At 45.4% G+C, this 18,189-nt stretch carries 14 protein-coding genes and 1 pseudogene; 9 read left to right on the top strand and 6 right to left on the bottom strand.

Annotation, left to right across the window (positions count from 1 at the left end):
* Nucleotides 1-671: pseudogene (locus QUA58_RS07625) on the top strand (tetratricopeptide repeat protein); the annotation flags it as partial.
* Between the two features lie 257 nt (nucleotides 672-928).
* On the opposite strand, the gene QUA58_RS07630 reads toward QUA58_RS07625, so the two are convergent.
* A complete protein-coding gene (locus QUA58_RS07630; RefSeq protein ID WP_333247648.1) occupies nucleotides 929-1,165 on the bottom strand; it encodes a hypothetical protein in 237 nt (78 codons plus the stop codon).
* Nucleotides 1,166-1,557: 392 nt separating this feature from the next.
* On the opposite strand from QUA58_RS07630, the gene QUA58_RS07635 reads away from it, so the two are divergent.
* On the top strand, nucleotides 1,558-1,821 hold the full coding sequence (locus QUA58_RS07635) for a type II toxin-antitoxin system Phd/YefM family antitoxin (protein ID WP_015177371.1): 264 nt from the start codon (nucleotides 1,558-1,560) through the stop codon (nucleotides 1,819-1,821).
* Nucleotides 1,822-2,358: 537 nt separating this feature from the next.
* Here the strand turns inward: QUA58_RS07635 and prfC are convergent.
* Nucleotides 2,359-3,987: a peptide chain release factor 3 gene (prfC, locus tag QUA58_RS07640; RefSeq protein ID WP_333393544.1), complete on the bottom strand. Its 1,629-nt coding sequence runs from the start codon at nucleotides 3,985-3,987 to the stop codon at nucleotides 2,359-2,361.
* Between the two features lie 102 nt (nucleotides 3,988-4,089).
* Between prfC and QUA58_RS07645 the strand changes: the two genes are divergently transcribed.
* On the top strand, nucleotides 4,090-4,434 hold the full coding sequence (locus QUA58_RS07645; protein ID WP_106148719.1) for a DUF4870 domain-containing protein: 345 nt from the start codon (nucleotides 4,090-4,092) through the stop codon (nucleotides 4,432-4,434).
* Nucleotides 4,435-5,525: 1,091 nt separating this feature from the next.
* On the opposite strand, the gene QUA58_RS07650 is transcribed toward QUA58_RS07645, so the two are convergent.
* Complete coding sequence (locus tag QUA58_RS07650) at nucleotides 5,526-5,819, bottom strand: DUF2127 domain-containing protein (RefSeq protein ID WP_333247933.1); 294 nt, start codon at nucleotides 5,817-5,819, stop codon at nucleotides 5,526-5,528.
* A 297-nt stretch (nucleotides 5,820-6,116) separates the two neighbouring features.
* On the bottom strand, nucleotides 6,117-9,128 hold the full coding sequence (locus tag QUA58_RS07655; protein ID WP_333393545.1) for a CBS domain-containing protein: 3,012 nt from the start codon (nucleotides 9,126-9,128) through the stop codon (nucleotides 6,117-6,119).
* 444 nt (nucleotides 9,129-9,572) lie between these two features.
* On the opposite strand from QUA58_RS07655, the gene psbZ reads away from it, so the two are divergent.
* The 4 genes from psbZ to rimO all read left to right on the top strand — a co-directional run bounded on the left by psbZ (nucleotide 9,573) and on the right by rimO (nucleotide 14,588).
* On the top strand, nucleotides 9,573-9,764 hold the full coding sequence (gene psbZ, locus QUA58_RS07660) for a photosystem II reaction center protein PsbZ (protein ID WP_106148334.1): 192 nt from the start codon (nucleotides 9,573-9,575) through the stop codon (nucleotides 9,762-9,764).
* A 231-nt stretch (nucleotides 9,765-9,995) separates the two neighbouring features.
* A complete protein-coding gene (gene ribH, locus QUA58_RS07665; RefSeq protein ID WP_333247653.1) occupies nucleotides 9,996-10,595 on the top strand; it encodes a 6,7-dimethyl-8-ribityllumazine synthase in 600 nt (199 codons plus the stop codon).
* A 63-nt stretch (nucleotides 10,596-10,658) separates the two neighbouring features.
* Nucleotides 10,659-12,845 carry a glycosyltransferase family 39 protein gene (locus QUA58_RS07670; protein ID WP_333393547.1) on the top strand — a complete coding sequence of 729 codons (2,187 nt, stop codon included), beginning with the start codon at nucleotides 10,659-10,661 and terminating at the stop codon, nucleotides 12,843-12,845.
* A 426-nt stretch (nucleotides 12,846-13,271) separates the two neighbouring features.
* Nucleotides 13,272-14,588 carry a 30S ribosomal protein S12 methylthiotransferase RimO gene (gene rimO / locus QUA58_RS07675; protein WP_332975409.1) on the top strand — a complete coding sequence of 439 codons (1,317 nt, stop codon included), beginning with the start codon at nucleotides 13,272-13,274 and terminating at the stop codon, nucleotides 14,586-14,588.
* Here rimO and QUA58_RS07680 read toward each other — a convergent pair.
* Nucleotides 14,550-14,804 (bottom strand): hypothetical protein, encoded by a 255-nt coding sequence (locus tag QUA58_RS07680; RefSeq protein ID WP_333247660.1) that lies wholly within the window; start codon nucleotides 14,802-14,804, stop codon nucleotides 14,550-14,552. The genes rimO and QUA58_RS07680 overlap by 39 nt on opposite strands.
* Nucleotides 14,805-15,517: 713 nt before the next feature.
* Between QUA58_RS07680 and QUA58_RS07685 the strand changes: the two genes are divergently transcribed.
* Both QUA58_RS07685 and QUA58_RS07690 read left to right on the top strand, forming a co-directional pair.
* A complete protein-coding gene (locus QUA58_RS07685; protein WP_333247662.1) occupies nucleotides 15,518-16,990 on the top strand; it encodes a DEAD/DEAH box helicase in 1,473 nt (490 codons plus the stop codon).
* A gap of 162 nt (nucleotides 16,991-17,152) precedes the next feature.
* Complete coding sequence (locus QUA58_RS07690) at nucleotides 17,153-17,413, top strand: hypothetical protein (RefSeq protein ID WP_333393548.1); 261 nt, start codon at nucleotides 17,153-17,155, stop codon at nucleotides 17,411-17,413.
* A gap of 138 nt (nucleotides 17,414-17,551) precedes the next feature.
* Here the strand turns inward: QUA58_RS07690 and QUA58_RS07695 are convergent, their stop codons facing one another.
* Complete coding sequence (locus tag QUA58_RS07695; protein WP_333309462.1) at nucleotides 17,552-18,097, bottom strand: hypothetical protein; 546 nt, start codon at nucleotides 18,095-18,097, stop codon at nucleotides 17,552-17,554.
* Between the last annotated feature and the right edge of the window lie 92 nt (nucleotides 18,098-18,189).

The following is an 18,189-nucleotide window of genomic DNA, read 5'->3' on the forward strand; positions in this document are numbered from 1 at the left end:
ATATCAATGCTCTCAACAACAAAGGGAATGCGCTGCGAAGTCTGGGTGAATTGCAAGCACAGCTAAGTGAATTTGAGGCGGCAAAACAGTCTTACTTAGAAGCGATCGCAGCCTATAATTCTGCTTTACTTATTGCACCGGATTATATCAATGCTCTCAACAACAAAGGGAATGCGCTGCGAAGTCTGGGTGAATTGCAAGCACAGCTAAGTGAATTTGAGACGGCAAAACAGTCTTACTTTGAGGCGAGCGCTGCCTGTAATTCTGCTTTACTTATTGCACCGGATTATATCTGTGCTCTCAACAAGAAAGGGAATGCGCTGTTAAGTCTGGGTGAATTGCAAACACAGCTAAGTGAATTTGAGGTGGCAAAACAGTCTTACTCAGATGCGATCGCTGCTTACAATAGAGCTTTACTTATTGCACCGGATGACATCATTGTCCTCAACAACAAAGGTATTGCACTGAGAATACTGGGTGATTTACAAGCAAAATTATCTGAGCAACAGGAAGCACTCAAGAATGGGCAAGAGGCTCTGGAAATGTTTAATCGATCTTTAGCCATTGCTCCTAACAACGATCTGGTTCGCAATAGCCGCGACGCGCTGCAACAACTTCTCGATAATTTGGGTGAGGATAGTCTCAGCATTTACCTCGATCGCAAGGAGTAAAGACGCGGCATTAAAAAGGAGGACGTGTCCAGTTAACTTAAACCGAAAGGCCGCCAAGGAATGAATTCCACGGGGCTTTTAGCAAAAGTCCTCGCTATGAGGACTAATGAATTCTTCAGTCCTCATAGCGAGGACTTTTGCTTTGAGGCAGGGGTTGAAACCCCTGCCGGACTCAGGGCTGAACGTTAAAGGCCCGCCCTCGAATTTAGCTATTTAACCTTGTAGCTTACCGCCCAGATTTTCTCGGCGAAGTACCATCAGCCCGCTTCCGACATCAGCACGCTCATCACCTGCTTCGGATTAGCGGCACGCTGTACGGGGCTCCAATCGCCCACTTCTGCAAATCCCAGCCGGTACAAAGTGAGTATGGTTTCCCTGACACCCTTGGGCGAACCGACAACCGTTAACAGCACCACTTCCTGTTCGCATACTGCTGCTGAGTCGTCATTTGGGCGATAGAATTTGTTGTCGTCAGGCAAGAATTCCTGTGACATAATATGTTCTCCTGGTTTTGGGTTTTCTAGAAAAACCCAAAAACCCAGCCGCCCCGCATTTCAACACATAGCAGGGCGGCTACAGAGGATGTTAAGATACTCCGTTAGCCTCCAGACTGCTAGTCCCAGTTTGGCGGTTATGCTGTCCATTGCTGTTAGCAGCAGCTTTGGGCAGTGCAACTAGATTTTTGGGCGACGCGGGCTGCCTCCTCTACAAGCAAGCAACCTCTCACTTCAAAGCGTAGCCGCAGATGGGGGCCGCCGTCAATCCATTTTGGATTTTAGATTTTGGATCTTAGATTTTGGATTTACTCGTTACCAGCGTCAGCGGCTGGAAACCAGTTAGTTCGGCCGAAATGCTAAATTAAAAGTAATGTTGCTTTAGTACAACCATGTCCAAACGACTCACCATTGCCCAAGCACAGCAGCAGCTTCCAAACCTACCCCAAGAACTTATCAATGAGCCTATCATCATCACTCAAGATGGCGTTCCCGTTATGGCTGCAATGAGCTACACGCATTTGACTGAACTGTTAGAAACCTTAGATATTCTCACCGATACAGAATTCGTTGCCAAATTGCGCCAAAGCATCACCCAAGCACGCCAAGGGGAAACTATTTCCTGGGAAAATGCCAAAGCAAAATTGGGACTATGAATCACGGAGAAAATGCGATCGAATATGAGATCCAGCTTACGCCACTGGCACTGGAAATGTTGGAGGCAGTCAAAGATTGACGAGAACAGGAAAAATTGCGCGATCGCATTGATTAACTACAAGTTGAACCACAAAAGCAAGGCAAAGCCCTTGTAGATAACCTATCAGAATTTCGCAGCATCCGAGCTGTTGGACAGCGCTATCCTATAGTTTATCAAGTCGAACAAGATCGAGTTCTAGTTGTTGTCGTGGGACTAGGGAGACGTAAAGATGGTGACAAAAAAGACATTTACACCATCTTAGAAAAACTGTTAGAGCCGTGATTGTAACTTCTTATATCCGGCGTATTTAAGCCAAATATAGCAATCCTAAATCATTCATGTAAATTTGTAGGGGTAGTGCCCCCGTGCCTACCCCCTATCTATCCGGGCAACCACGGGGGGATTGCCCCTACAATAATTACGCGAATAATTTAGGGTTGCTATAAATATCATTTGTATGGACACAACAATGTTGTGTCCTTTGCCTGCGGTAATCTCACTCCTCGCTAACAGCCAAACCTGACACCACAGGGGCGATTGCATTTAACTTCAACACAGGATGCTCCCCTTCCACCTGTCGGCAATTCCACTCATTTCTAAACAGCAAAACCGGCCTTCCCCAAGTATCTTTCACCGTCACCGTATTAAACAGCCGCCCAACTTTTTCCAGCGCATCCCAACCGCCGTCAACCCAACGAGCTACACTGTAGGGCAACATATCGATCGTCGTTTCCACATTATATTCCGACTGCATTCTGAACTGCACAACTTCAAATTGCAACTGTCCCACAGCCGCCAAAATCGGCTCGCGTTTCGACTCATCAACCGAGTACATAATTTGCACTGCGCCTTCTTCCTGCAACTCAGAAACGCCTTTGCGGAACTGCTTAAACTTAGAAGGATTCGGATTTCTCAAAACAGCAAAAAGTTCCGGCGAAAAACAGGGAATCCCTTCATATTCCAGCTTTTGACCAGTGTAAATAGTATCCCCGATCGCAAAAACCCCCGGATTATTCAAACCAATCACATCACCCGGATACGCAACCTCGATCGACTCCCGATCCTGAGCAAATAACTTTTGAGGCCTTGACAAACGCACCGTTTTACCAGTCCGAGCGTGAGTCACGTTCATGTCCTTTTCAAACTTTCCCGTACAAACCCGAATAAACGCCACCCGATCGCGATGTCGCGGATCCATATTCGCTTGCAACTTAAACACAAACCCGGTAAAATCTTCGTAAGTTGGCGGAAGTTCCCCGACGCTGCTGTTGCGGGCGATCGGCTTCATTGCGTAATCTAAAAACGCATCTAAAAACAATTCGACCCCAAAATTGCTCATCGCGCTACCAAAGAAAACCGGAGTCATTTTCCCAGCCCGAACTAAGTCTAAATCGAGTTCAGTTCCTAACTCATCCAGCAGTTCCAACTCTTCTTTAAGCTGATAGTAAAGGTCTTGTTCCAACAAATCCTCAATCCGCGGATCGCCCAATTCAATGACTGTATCCACAGCCGCGCGAGAACCGTGTTTAGTCCGCTCGAATAAGTGAATTTTGCGCCCTCTGCGATCGAAAACACCCTTAAAGCGATCGCCCGTACCGATCGGCCAATTCACCGCATAAGTCTGCAACCCCAATTCCTTCTCAATTTCGTCCAACAAATCCAAAGGATCTCTGCTAGGGCGATCGAGCTTATTAAAGAAAGTAAAAATAGGCAAACGTCGCAATTTACAAACTTCAAATAACTTGCGAGTTTGCGGTTCCAAACCCTTAGCAGCATCCTCAAGCATCACCGCATTATCAGCCGCCGCCAGAGTACGATAAGTATCTTCACTAAAATCTTGGTGTCCCGGAGTATCGAGCAGATTAATGTGATAATTTTGATATTCAAACTGCAAAACAGTAGAAGTAATCGAAATTCCCCGCTGCTGTTCCATCGCCATCCAGTCAGAGGTAGCGTGTCGCTGAGCCCGCCGTGCTTTCACAGAACCTGCTTCGTGAATCGCACCTCCGTAAAGCAGCAGCTTTTCAGTCAAAGTAGTTTTCCCCGCGTCGGGGTGAGAGATAATCGCAAAGTTGCGCCGGCGCTCAACAGCAGCTAGCAGTTCAGTTTCGAGTTCTGTTGTCATCACAAATTAGGTAGGGGAATCATCACCCGATCGCCATTATAGCCTGTGCTAGAGTTGCTATAGAAGGTAAAATTATCAATAAAGTCAAGGAATACAAGTAATATGTACGACTCCGACAAGCGAAAGCTGCTATCACTGCTGTGCCACGGGGCTATTTTTTTGAGTACGTTAGGGTTGTCGATCGGAGTGCCGATCGCCGTATTATTAGTATCAGATGACCCCGTTGTCAAAGAAAACGCCACCGAAGCCATCAATTTTCACTTCAACGTCTGGCTGTACACCACCATTATTGGGGTGGTAACTTTCCTGACTTTAGGTTTGGCAGGCTTTTTCCTAATACCAATCGGTTATCTGCTGCATTGGGGACTGACAATCTTGGCGATTCTCCAGATTTTAAAAGATCCCAACCAACCCTACCGCTACCCTTTTATTTTTCGCTTATTCTAGACAGTAAATCGCTCTTGGGTATCGATTTCAGAAACCCGATTTCTTTAAGAAGAAACCGGGTTTTTAAGTGTTTTCTAACCCACATTCGTTACCCCAACTTGCCAATGCACTGCTTAAGTGACAAAGAGGGTTGATTGTCGGAGACAAGACTTTGTAAAAAAACTTAAAATCTTGTGTAACTAAGCATCATCCAGTTGGGGATTCCTGAAAATTGACCTAACATCATGAGTGAAATCTTCTTAATCCATAAAGCTTCAAAAATTAGAGCAAAATAAACTATTAATTCTAGCTGTTAAGCTAATCCGCCTTTAAATTGCATGGTCAAATAAACTTTCGCTATTGTGCGGTTGGTAGGAAAGCCCGCCCTCAACACACAATTTCAATGCACAACAGCTTATCTTTGGCATTGAAAATGGTGCAACATCTCTGTTTAAACTTACATCTTGCACCATTGTCAAGAACAGGCTTTCCGGCCTGTTCCACAAGAGATGAATTTTATTGTGGAACAGGCCGGAAAGCCTGTTCCTAAACAAGTAATTGAAAATCGTGCAACATCTCAGTTTAAATGAATGTGGGTAGCTCGGTAAGTGATGCCGAACCCTCTCTGCCTAAAGTCGCAATGGTGTCTTCACCCTATTGCAGGGCTGTTGTGAACGCTAAGTTGATCTTCAGTTGATGCCGTTTCCCAAACTATGCTAACCTCTTTGGGTTATTTCGCAGAGTTAGGGCGGATGTTTGATCGCTCCGAACCATCGTTTTTGCTTTAGCTGTGCTATTTTTGCATCTGGCGATCGTTTTATTGAAGTTTTCCACCAATTCTATCTCTACCAGGAGTCTTAAAACTTAATACAATATTTTTCCAATAAAAATCCCGCTCTTGTGGAACGGGAAAACCATCAGGGTGCATCTATATATATGTCACTATAACTCATAGGGGGTATAACCCCTCGTAGCTTTATCGAATCTTTACAATCACAAAATTTTTGTAAAGATTGAGGTTTTTATTTGACTGATCAGCCGTTTTATGAAATTAAAATGGAAAATGCTGACATTTATAAAATCCAGTGAGTTTCCTCTGAATAATCAAAACTTTAAGCTCCTTTACCATGCTTCGGCCAATGGTGGAGCAAATACCATAAGATGGCTACATTTGTGATAAATACCGCTAACTTAAGTACCGTGACCCCGTGAACTAATTCATATATTTCAGGGGGTATACTGATGCTTACCAGCACTAAAACTAAGATGGTTGCCCAGTCTTTTTCGTACCACAAACCAACGGCTTCAACAGCAGTTAACACTGCATAAAGTGCTGCGGCAAGTCCGCTAAGCAGTAAGTTTTTAGGCTTGAGAATTAAAAGTTTGTCTAAGATGAATTCAATAATTTTGAGTTTGCTTTCTCACAAATAAGATTGCGAAAACTCTTCTAAGACTTGATGATTTTTTAATGCAAAAAGCAAAGCAATCGAAGTTACTGTCAAGAGGGAAGCCACAAATGTTTTGTAAAGGACAATTGCGATTAAAGCAGGAGCGTGATGTTTCTTCACCTTAATTCTCGAAATATCAATAATGTGCGATCGCCTGGTTAGCCTGTTTAGGATTGAAAACTTAAATTTTAGTAGAGTGCGTCAGCAATTAGCTAATCTATTATAGCAAAAATAACGCGCTGCTGACGCACCTTACTAAGTTTGAGGATAACGTTGTGCTAAGAAAGAGATAGCAGCAGCCCGATCGCCCAAATCGCCATCCAACTTCGCCGCCAACAAATCATCCAACATTCGTTTAAACCCAGGCCCCGGCTTATAACCCAAAGCCTTCAAATCGTTGCCATTCAAAGGCGGCTCAACATTCGCCCATTTGGTGAGATATTCCCAGATTTGGCGGCGGAATTTTCGCGGACTTTGTAGGGCGATCGCAATTAACACCGGCAACTCATAATTCCTCAACAGCAATACCAATTGACTAGGCAACTCGCACTTAGGCAAATTCTCTGCTAACTGGTTCTTTCCCGCTTCCAACACTTCCAACCGCTTAATGCTGTCAGCGGGTAACTGAAGATTTGCAGCCACCTTGCCGCGATATTCCGGTGCTAAATAAGCTATCAAAACTTCCAGCCGCATCTGCCAATCGGGAATATTGATAATGGGGAATGGGGAATGGGGAATTGGGAATTGGGAATTGGGAATTGGGAATTGGGAATTGTCTCTTCCTTCTTCTTTCTTCCTTCTTCCTTCTTCCTTCTTCCTTCTTCCTTCTTCCTTCTTCCTGACATCCGTTACATCCGTTACATCCGTTACATCCGTTACAGAATCCGTTGCCGAACTTCCCTCCTCCTTCTTCCTGACATCCGTTACATCCGTTACATCCGTTACATAATCCGTTGCCGAACCTTCCTTCTTCCTTCCATTCAAACACCGATCGAGCAAACGCAGTTGCCGCCACAACTCCCGATCCAACTCCAAACTAGGATGAATGCAGCGCAAAGCCTGCAAATCTCCCAGCATTTGCAAAGCAACTTTCCAGTAAGGAGCTTGCAAAATGTATTTCAATTCGCTTTTGAGCCGAGTTTCCAAAGCCGGAGCTCGGCCGTTTTCCCCCTGAATTCGGTAATAAATCCCGCTGGCCAAAGCGTTGCGGATGTATCCTTCCGTCTGCGGCTCAATTTCAAATCCCAACCGCACCGCAAACCGCACAGCGCGATAAATTCGCGTCGGATCTTCGATAAAACTATTGGCGTGCAAAACTCGAATTTGCTTCGATTCCAAGTCCAGCAAACCGCAAAAAAAATCTAACAATTCGCCACTGCGAGGAACACCCAACCGCACAGCCAGCGCATTAATTGTAAAATCCCTGCGGTACAAATCTTGGCGAATTGAACTCGCTTCAACTTCAGGATTTGCAGCCGGATAAGGGTAAAATTCAGTGCGAGCCGTAGCGATATCCACCCACAGCGAGCCGAAAGCAGAGTCTTTGGGCCACAAAAGCGCGGCGGTTTGAAATTGACCGTGAACGTCCAAACGCGATTCGGGGTAAAGTTTTTGCAGCGAGGAAGCTAACTCGACACCAGCACCGGAATCGTCGGAACCGCACTTTCCATCCACAACCAAATCGATATCTGTTAGCGCCAGTGTATCATCCGTAGCTAAGAGTAAATCCCGGACTGCTCCACCTACAATATAAAGTTGCCAGCCGCGGTTTTGGGCAATATTGGCGGCGATCGACAATAATTGCCATAATTCGGGACTGATGCGTGATCGCAACAACTGCTCAACCGATTCGGGCACGGGACAATTAGGCAATTCTGCATTGCTTCCCCTGTCTCGCGCTTTTTGCTGGTGCAATTCCCGCAACACATCAGTCCGGGTAACAATTCCCACCAGTTGACCGTTTGCCAATACTGGCAAGCGCCCGATATCATACATGACCATTAAAGCTTCAATTTCTGGCAGCAAGGTATCCGGGGCGATCGTTTTTAGCTGCGGAGTCATGTAACCCTTGACGGGGGCGTGACTGAAACCGTGGTGCAGGGCAATGTCTATGTCGCGCCGCGAGATAATGCCAGCGAGCCGATCGCCCGCATCGACCACGGAAAGCCCCGAATGTCCGTAGCGTAGGAGGATACGGTGAGCCTCTCCCACGGAGGTTTCCGGGCGAATGCTCCGCACTGGAGAGGACATTAATTCGCGGGCTGTCGGAGGGTGCGGGATTTGAGCTTTCAGCGCGTCAGCTAATTGATTTAAAGTCAGCAGCGGATCAACATCTCGTACAGCTACGGATGCGGCGCGGGCGTGGCCTCCGCCACCGAAGGGTTTGAACAATTCGCTGAGGTTTGTTCCTTCGATGCGCGATCGACCGATAATAGCTAAGCGGTTGGAAACTGGCGATTCAGGGATGTTGCGGTGGTCGTTTTCGCTAAATTTATAGACATTGGCTAAAAGTAGAGCATCGGTTTCAGTTAAATCTAGCAAGCGAGAAGCTAGTGCAGAAAGTCCGGGAACATAGTCATTAGTAGATAGCAGTACCCAAGCTACTGTATAACCGTGCAAGGTTTCCGATCGCAAATTCTCCAACGCTTCTCTCAGCAAATCCTGCAATTGCGGAGACAAACCGGGTTCTACATATTCCGCGATTACCCGCAAACTTGCTCCCTGTTCCATTAACCACGCTAAAGCCATTGCATCTCGCGCAGTTGCGCCCTCAAAGGTGAGGGAACCTGTATCGACGTGGATACCGAGGGCCATGACTGTGGCTTCCGAAGGTAAAAGCTGGGATACTGTATCGCCATTTTCTGCTGCATTTTTGAGTTTTTCGCGCAGTTTTTCGACAATTAATGTGGTGGTTGCGCCAACTGCTTCAATCTGTGTAACCGTGGCGGGGATGTCCAAATCAGCTTGTAGGTGGTGATCAAAAACGGCTATTTCGTTGAGGTGTGGCAAGTCTAGCCATTCGGCGGCTTTTCCTAGTCGATCGCGCTGTGAGGCATCCACTATACTAATAGATCGAATTTGTTGCGGATTGACCGATCGACGTTCAATCAGCGGATACTCGTCGCGGTGTAGCGCCAAAAAATCTCGCACCGTCGGGTGACAACCGCCAGTCAGCACGATTCTGCTACCGGGGCGCAGCACGCAAAGTCCCACCGCCGCGCCTAAGCTGTCAAAATCTGCTGTTGTGTGGCACAAAACTAAGTCCATAGCCGAAAATCTCGCATCTCTCACTCCCACACTAGCAATTTCTGGTGCTCGGATACCGGATCGGGCGATCGGGCTTTAACTTAACCTTTCCAGTTTTCTGTCCTGCTGCGAACAATGATAAAATTGTTAAAAATCCCAAGAGCTACTGACGCTTGTTCGCGCAACGCCCGAATTTGCACAGTAGACAAGAGTGCAAAAGTCCTTTTAATCAAATTTTCGGGCGGGCTCGCGTGTCCACCCCACAAGAAAAAATGATTTTTTTGGGATGGGCTTTGAGCAGCGTCCTAGCTATTTTTGCGAGAGGTATAGTCTCTTTCGTATCAATCAACCGACAATTCCTCGATCGACCATCTGGAAATTGTCAAAAACTATAATCTGGAATATTTTGCCAGATTATGACAAACTATTTCTCGTCCACGCACGGTTATATCAAAAGGAGAAAAGATGTTATCAATTCTGTTTCAAGTGGTTTTACTAGGTCTCGTGCTACTGTCTTTTGTGATGGTTGTTGGTGTGCCAGTTGCCTATGCCTCTCCCCAAAACTGGAATCAGTCTAAAACGCTAATTTATGCTGGTTCTGGTCTCTGGTTCTTACTGGTTATTGCAGTGGGTGTCTTAAACTTTTTGGTAGTTTAATTTCGCCTAAGACTATCGAAGAAAGAAGGTAAAAGATAGAAGGTTGAAGGCATTAACCAGCAATTTAAAGTCATTCCGCATTCGGCAGAAGCTAGGAATTGTCCAGCCAGCACGACGAACTTGTATGTTTTTGCACTTGAGATTAAGATGAGATGTTTCAGCTTTCTAACTTTTGCCTTCTCGCCAACAAAAAACTAAAATCTAAAACCTAAAATTTAAACTAGAAACACTATGACTGTTTTCGAGGGAACTTTTACTCAAACAGAATCTTTACGATTTGCGATTGTGATCGGTCGTTTTAACGATTTGATTGTCAACAAACTTTTGGAAGGATGTCAAGATTGTTTGAAGCGCCACGGGGTTGATATTAATCCTGATGGGAATCAAGTTGATTTTTATTGGGTTCCGGGATGTTTTGAGATTCCCTTGGTGGCGCGCAAAGCTGCTCTTTCTGGCCGCTACGATGCGGTAATCTGTCTGGGTGCGGTAATTCGCGGCCAAACTCCGCATTTCGATTTTGTGGCTGGTGAGGTTTCTAAGGGAATTGCTGCGGCTGCTTTTCAAACTGGTGTGCCCGTGATTTTTGGGGTGGTGACGACTGACACGATGCAGCAAGCTTTGGAAAGGGCGGGAATTAAGAGCAATTTGGGCTGGAATTATGCGATGAGTGCTTTGGAAATGGGCACTTTGATGCGTCAAGTTAATGGTTTGGGCGCAAACTCTTACGGGCAATTGACTGCTGCGTCTGCTACGCAAGTGCTTGCGGGTGATGCTAGTCGGGCGATCGCCCCGGATGTATCATCGGATACCATAGACTTATTGAAAAAGTAATGCTGAAAGGTTGAGTTCGTAATTCCTACGATCGATTTTCTAGAAATTTTATGAGTTCATGTCATGAAAAATCACACCAGGAAACTCACCCGCAGCCGGTCAGATCATCTTCCAGTGGATTCGTTGCCAAAGTCTTTGATTGCTTTACTGCGCTATTTTCTAGCCTTCCTAGTTTGCTATTTCTGCTGGCAACCTGCTGTTTTGGCAAATAGCGCAGCGAATTCCTCACCTCAAACCTTAGTAACACAGGAAATTAACTACTCTTTACCCGCAGCAGGCGAAGTCTTTCTCGTTTGGGGAGTTAACGACTTGGCGACATTACCCCAAGCCCAAGGCCCTACAGGTACTGCAGTCAAAGATAAAATTATCTACACGCCAATGAAACGCCAGTCAAATCACTTCGCAGCCAAAGTGCGAGTAACCGCTGGTGCAACTATTGATTATGTTTTCCAAATTACCAAAACGCGGAGTGGTAGTAGCTGCGAAATTTGGGATAAAAACTCTTCTGCCAACACTAAAGACTATCATACTGTCGCCGTTCAAGGCGGAGTTGCTCAAATAGAAGCGAAAACAGCGATCGTAAATTTGTTGCAAGCATATGACACTACTTCTTCAGTATTTTGGTGGCGTGCGTCAGCAATTGTTCTCATTGTTTATGCTGCTTTATTAGTGGCAATTTTCCAGCTAAACACCGATCAGATATCAACCCGTGGTAACTGGCTGTTATATTTGATGCAAAAATATGTAAAATATCACTTTTCAGTAAATCTATTCCTATTTATCGTTGCCTGCTATTTTGTATTTTTATTTTGTTTAGAGTTCCCATCTATTCGGATGTGGGATGAATCTAGACTAGCAGTAAATGCCTTGGAAATGACGATGAATGGGGACTTGATAGTTACGCATTTTGAGGGAAAGCCTGATATGTGGAATACTAAACCACCTCTGTTAATTTGGCTCATAGCCCTCAGCATGAAAATTTTTGGATATAACACATTTTCTCTGCGGTTGCCGTCAGCAATATCCGCTATGAGTACAGGTATTATAGTTTTTATATTTTCTGCCAAATATTTGAAAGACATGAAAATAGCATGGGTGAGTGGGTTGGTATTAATAACCAGTTCCGCTTTTATAGGATTTCACGCAGGCAGAAGCGGAGATTATGACGCCATGCTTGTGCTTTGGATAACTATTTATTCCCTTTCATACTTGATCTACTTGCACTCAAATGAACTAGAAAAACAACGTTTTTATTGGTCAATAGCAACCGCTGCTTTAATCTTGGCAGTGTTAACCAAAAGTGTAGCAGGACTTATGCCATTGCCAGGTATTTTTTTGTATACTGTTTATCAAAGAAAACTAAAAATCTTGCTCTTTTCATCTCGGCTTTATATTTCTTTGAGCATTTTGATAGGAGTGGTATTAAGTTACTACATGGCTAGAGAATTTTATAATCCCGGCTATCTCAAAGCCGTAGTAGACAACGACCTGACAGGTAGATATTTCAATGTGCATGAAAAGCATCAGGGTTCATTTTTATTTTATTTATACCAGATACACAATGACAGATTTATGAGGTGGATCGAGTTATTACCTATTTGTTTACCGATTAGTCTATTGAGTGTTAAAAAAAATCTGAAAACAGTGGGATTTTTCGGATTTTTCTACTTAACCTTGTATTTCACGATCGTTTCTTTTGCCAAAACTAAGCTCACTTGGTATATTATTCCTCTATATCCCATAGCGTCTCTGGTTATTGGTGTAGGTTTAACTGAAATTTTCAAGGCGATACTTAATTCGTTTCCTGTTAACGATTTGAAGCGCCAGTTGATTTTTATTTTAACAGCTATCGCTATTTTCATCCTGCCTTATTTTGATATTACATATAACTTGGTTTATAAGCAGGATTTACTAAGTTTTGATACACGGGGTTCTGAAGTTATGTATGGAGATTACTTTCAAGAAATGTTCAACGATGTTCCGCAATTAACCAAGTTTACTGCGGTAAGTAACAAATATAATGCTCACTTGATATTTTACGCAGAAGTAGCAAATTTTCAGAACAATTATTCAATATCATCTGTGGTTCACTATCAGCAACAGAATAAAAACAAGAAATTTAATCCTGGTGAAGTAGTTGTTACTTGTGAATATGAAGTAACCAAAAGATTGGGACAGCAATACAATTTGAAATCATTACACAGCAATGATTTTTGCTCGACATTCACTATAGAAAAACTATCAACCTAAGCAGATGATTATGACACTTTTTCAAGCCAGTTAACTCAAATTTCAGGTATTACTGTTAAAGCATTCACTAAGTTTTAAAAAAATAACACTTAATATTGGAGACTGTTCATTACCTGGGATGCTTAACAATTAAGCATAATAACTTCGCTGTAAAATCAAGGGTTATAGCCGTGGATCGCCCGTCCCCGCCTCAAAGGCTAAGAATAACGACTACGCTAATCGATCGGCTCAAAGCTGACCCCGCTGAAAAAAAGCTGGTACAAAAGTCTCAAAACTCTTGTGCTGTGGAAGTTGCCGCCACAAAGAAACTGCAATTTTTATTGATCGCATCCGAGGGAAAAAATTAAATGAATATCTTGCAAATTCGCAAGGTGTGTGATAGAATAAAAAGTCATCAAAAATAGCGCAACAGCAACTAATTACTGCATGGCAACGAAGCCAACGATCGCATTTACGCACCTCGGCTGCGAAAAAAATCGCATCGATACCGAACACATGATTGGCTTGCTGGCTCAAGCGGGCTATCAAGTCGATTCTAATGAAGAATTGGCCGATTATGTTGTAGTCAATACTTGCAGTTTTATCCAAGCTGCGCGAGAAGAGTCAGTCCGCACTTTGGTCGAATTGGCAGAAGCTAATAAAAAAGTAGTCATCACTGGCTGCATGGCACAGCATTTTCAACAACAATTGCTGGATGAATTGCCGGAAGCAGTCGCAATTGTCGGCACTGGCGATTATCATAAAATAGTCGATGTGATGCAGCGGGTCGAAAAGGGCGATCGAGTTTCCCTCGTCTCTAGCGAACCTACTTACATCGCTGACGAAACAACTCCCCGCTACCGCACGACATCGGAAGGTGTCGCCTATCTGCGGATAGCAGAAGGCTGCGACTACCGCTGTGCATTTTGCATTATCCCGCACTTGCGCGGAAATCAACGATCGCGCACGATCGAATCTATTGTCGCCGAAGCTAAGCAATTAGCGTCGGAAGGTGTCAAAGAAATTATCTTAATTTCTCAAATTACCACCAACTACGGCAAAGATATCTATGGTGAACCGAAGCTAGCCGAACTACTGCGCGCTTTGGGCCAAGTAGATGTACCCTGGATTCGGATGCACTACGCCTATCCTACAGGTTTGACTCCGCAAGTTGTGGCGGCAATCTGCGAAACGCCCAACGTTTTGCCATACTTGGATTTACCTCTGCAACATTCGCACCCGGAAATTCTGCGGGCGATGAACAGACCTTTTCAAGCTGGGATTAATGATGCTATAGTCGATCGGCTCAAAGCAGCAATTCCCAACGCCGTGATGCGAACAACTTTTATTGTTGGCTTCCCCGGCGAAACCGACGAACACGCAGCACATTTGCTGGAATTTGTCAAGCGCCACGAATTCGATCACGTCGGAGTATTCACATTTTCCGCCGAAGAAGGTACCCCAGCCTTCAGCTTGCCAAATCAACTGCCAGCAGAAAAAATGGAAATTTGGCGCGATTCGGTAATGGCGGCACAACAACCTATATCATTGAAGAAAAATCAAGAATCTGTCGGTCAGGTAGTTGATGTCCTGATAGAACAAGAACAGCCAGAGACAGGTGAGTTGATTGGTAGATCCGCCAGATTTTCCCCAGAAGTAGATGGACTCGTCTATGTGACAGGAGAAGCACGGCTGGGATCGATCGTACCTGTGAAAATTACGAGTTCAGATGTCTACGACCTCTACGGTCAAGTAGAAGTATAGCTCGAACTGTCCCGCCCGCCAAAGCAGCATCAGCCCCGCGCTAAGAGTGTAGCCTCGCGTCGGGATGAGTGCCAGTGAGTTGACGATTCCACTCCCGCGAGTCGAATTCCAAGCCGTGCTGTGGAACAGCGACGGGGTGGATGAGGAAACGAGCAATTCTTCTGATAAAATTGGTACATCTTGACCACCAATGCCGTAAGCGAAAACCAAGCTCAAAGGTACGTGTTGCCAGAAAAAGTATGGGTCTTGGGAACCAGGACTCCTGCCCTTGGAGGCAATGTAAGACCAATAGAATTACGGAGTTCTGGCGGCTGTTGCCAATGAATTGGGAAGCCCGTGCTGTACCGCAGGTCACCGTCGGGTAGTTCACTGTTTTGTTTCTGAATGTAAAGAGTTATGCTAATATAAAGTCAGAAACCAGCGGGGAGAATTTGAGATTGCTTCGCCGTCCGCCCTACACGACAACGGTATCCCGAAAGAGTGTTGAGATGGATAGGCGGTAACGGTCGCTGCATCCCCTGTTGAATCCCGCAGGCGACGGATTGCGGGATAGCGCCTGAACTAACAAACCTGTAACTACTATGTAGTGCAGTTCAGTGGGGCTGGTCATCATCCTCACTATAAAACGCCCTAGAGAGAAAGCTTGCAAGTACCTCAAAGGAAGTCCAATGTACTATTTTAAGAATGTTGGAAGTCGATAACCCGATCGCTGGCGGTTGGTATCGGTGATGTCACAAAATCAAAGACGGCTGTCGAATCGGTAAATTTAGTCACCATCGACGGAGCTGCCCTATACTCGATTGCTATTTAAAAAGGTGCGCGCAGGCGCAGCACCGTACAGAACTCATAATGAGTTCCTGCCTTATAGCAGAAATCCGCATCCGAGTTGGGCAACTTAGAAGGCTAAGGACTCGTTATTAGGAGCATTAATGAATTTATTGTTTGAAGGCTTGGGTCTTTCGGAAGAACTCGTTCTCCATCTGGAAACACTCGGCTTTACAGAACCTACTCCCATCCAAGTACAAGCCATTCCACACCTGTTAGCAGGTCGCGATGTTGTGGGTCAAGCCCAAACAGGAACTGGCAAAACGGCAGCATTTTCGTTGCCCATCTTGGAGCGGATTGATTTAGATGTAACTGCGGTGCAAGCATTGGTGCTGACACCGACTCGCGAATTGGCGATGCAGGTAACTGAAGCCATCCGCGATTTGAGCGGCATCAGCAGCGACGGCCCGGTAAAAGTCGGTCGCTCTCTGCAAGTTCTGACGGTGTACGGTGGTCAATCGATCGATCGCCAAATGCAGCGTTTGAAGCGTGGCGTTCACATCGTTGTCGGTACACCCGGACGCATATTAGATATGCTGAGCCGCGGCAGCCTGAAACTAGACAAGGTAAAATGGCTGGTTTTGGATGAAGCTGACGAAATGCTGAGCATGGGCTTTATCCAAGATGTGGAAAAAATCTTGGATGCTGCACCAAAAGAACGTCAAACGGCATTTTTCTCGGCGACGATGGAAGCTTCCATTCGGAAATTGGTAACGCGCCATTTGCGCAACCCAGTCAACGTCACCGTAGAACAGCCAAAAGCAACGCCGAAGCGGATCAGCCAAGGCGTGTACATGATTCCTCGCGGCTGGTCGAAGGCAAGAGCTCTACAGCCAATCCTAGAAATGGAAGACCCAGAATCTGCACTGATTTTTGTGCGGACGCGGCAGTCGGCGGCAGAACTTACTAGCCAACTGCAAGCGGCCGGTCACAGCGTTGACGAGTATCACGGTAATTTGAACCAAGCACAGCGGGAACGTTTGCTGCATCGGTTCCGCCAATGTCAGGTGCGCTGGGTAGTGGCGACTGATATTGCGGCGCGGGGTTTGGACGTGGATCACTTGACTCACGTGATTAACTATGACTTGCCCGATAGCGTAGAAAGCTACGTTCACCGGATCGGACGTACCGGCCGGGCTGGTCGCGAAGGAACTGCAATCACGCTGATTCAACCTGTTGATCGCCGCAAACTGCGTTTGATTGAACGCCACGTGCGATCGAGCTTGACAGTACGAAACATTCCGACACGGGCACAAATTGAAGCGCGTCAGTTGGAAAAGATGCAGGGTAAAGTTCGCGAAGCTTTGGCTGGCGAACGGATGGCATCTTTCTTGCCTCTGGTGTCTCAGTTGTCTGAGGAATACGACGCCCACGCGATCGCCGCTGCTGCTTTGCAAATGGCCTTCGATCAAAGCCGTCCTGCTTGGATGGGCGCTGATTACGCTCAACAAGAAGATCCCCCTATTGGTGGAGAAAACAGCGTCAAGCCAATCTTGATCAAGAAGCGGGCTAAGACTGGTGCGTCGAGTAATTCTGTGGGTTCGAGCGTTCCTTCTCCCGTTCCCCAGAACAGCTAATTAGTAGGGTGCGCTGAGGCGCACTTTACTTTGAAATATGTGTAGAGATGCGATATCGCGTCTCTACATTGTTTTGTTGATCTCTCTCTTCTATTCCTCTGTGTCCTCTGCGCTCTCTGCGGTTAAATCATCCAAAAACAACCGTAAACGATGTAAATCAATATGGAACTTAGCGATCGGACAATTTCTGTCACTAATTCTACGCTGAGTACGTTAATTGAAGAGTTGGGTACTGAGTGTCAAAATGTTATTACTTTAATCCATCAGCTTCAGTTACCTGATTTGAGCGATCGACAAAAAGCTGAAATTCTAGCAGAGTTCATGAGTGCTGCAATTCACCTGAACCTGCACTGTGGAGAGGATTTTCAGACACAAATTGCTGAGGAAATGGCAAAATTGTCGGATGATGATGAAGAGGATTAAGGAGATTTGGGCGATCGCGCATCAAGAAAAAGCCCTCCAGTCAACTCACCGAAAGGCTGAAAAACCTAAGAAATAAGCAGGACTCAAGTCCTGACTGCGAACCTGTACACGGAAATTTTTGGACTATTGTGTAATATTTTAGTTGAGCTGCGTGCCGATAATAATCTTTTGCACGCGATCGCCCTTAAGTTCCAAAACCAAATTAGAAGCCTTTTGATCGTTGCTGTAAGTCAACCGAGTCACTTCACCCTGCACAGATTGCGACCCATAACTGTAAGTTTTAACAATTTTTTTGCTGTTATCTCCTATCTTAATCCCATCAATTGTCACGAACTTGGGATTGGTAGTAGAAATTAAATAAACTTTGCCATCCCAGGCTGCTACTGTCAATTTTGAGTAGGTTAGCGTGCGAAATTTGCCCCCGATCGCCTTACCGCCCGGTTTAGTTTCGTCGCGTTGAGGTTTTCCCAACTTACGTTTTGCCTCTTCTACAGACATCCCCAATCGCACGCCGCCAATCCCCAAGCGCGAATAGTCGATCGCCGCCGGCGTTTGTGTCGCGCCCAGCATTCTTTCTAGCACCGCAACAGTTGGATTCATCGCAGGAATCGGGCGAACTAAAGCAGCAAATCCTAAGCTAGAAATTGCCAAATTAATCATGATGCCAGCGACGGCTGTTGTCACAAACAATCTTACCATTTTTTTATACCTTTATTTGGCAGTAGATTCCTGCAATATCCTGTTATATCCGGATAAATATAATGATTGCGGGCGAA

It is taken from the genome of Microcoleus sp. N9_A1, from assembly GCF_036701795.1.
In the GTDB taxonomy this organism is placed as follows: Bacteria; Cyanobacteriota; Cyanobacteriia; order Cyanobacteriales; family Microcoleaceae; genus Microcoleus.

Coding starts and splice junctions, on each gene's coding strand:
- QUA58_RS07630 (WP_333247648.1), bottom strand. CDS start 1,165: ATGTCACAGGAATTCTTGCCTGACGACAACAAATTCTATCGCCCAAAT.
- QUA58_RS07635 (WP_015177371.1), top strand. CDS start 1,558: ATGTCCAAACGACTCACCATTGCCCAAGCACAGCAGCAGCTTCCAAAC.
- prfC (WP_333393544.1), bottom strand. CDS start 3,987: ATGACAACAGAACTCGAAACTGAACTGCTAGCTGCTGTTGAGCGCCGG.
- QUA58_RS07645 (WP_106148719.1), top strand. CDS start 4,090: ATGTACGACTCCGACAAGCGAAAGCTGCTATCACTGCTGTGCCACGGG.
- QUA58_RS07655 (WP_333393545.1), bottom strand. CDS start 9,128: ATGGACTTAGTTTTGTGCCACACAACAGCAGATTTTGACAGCTTAGGC.
- psbZ (WP_106148334.1), top strand. CDS start 9,573: ATGTTATCAATTCTGTTTCAAGTGGTTTTACTAGGTCTCGTGCTACTG.
- ribH (WP_333247653.1), top strand. CDS start 9,996: ATGACTGTTTTCGAGGGAACTTTTACTCAAACAGAATCTTTACGATTT.
- QUA58_RS07670 (WP_333393547.1), top strand. CDS start 10,659: ATGAAAAATCACACCAGGAAACTCACCCGCAGCCGGTCAGATCATCTT.
- rimO (WP_332975409.1), top strand. CDS start 13,272: ATGGCAACGAAGCCAACGATCGCATTTACGCACCTCGGCTGCGAAAAA.
- QUA58_RS07685 (WP_333247662.1), top strand. CDS start 15,518: ATGAATTTATTGTTTGAAGGCTTGGGTCTTTCGGAAGAACTCGTTCTC.
- QUA58_RS07690 (WP_333393548.1), top strand. CDS start 17,153: ATGGAACTTAGCGATCGGACAATTTCTGTCACTAATTCTACGCTGAGT.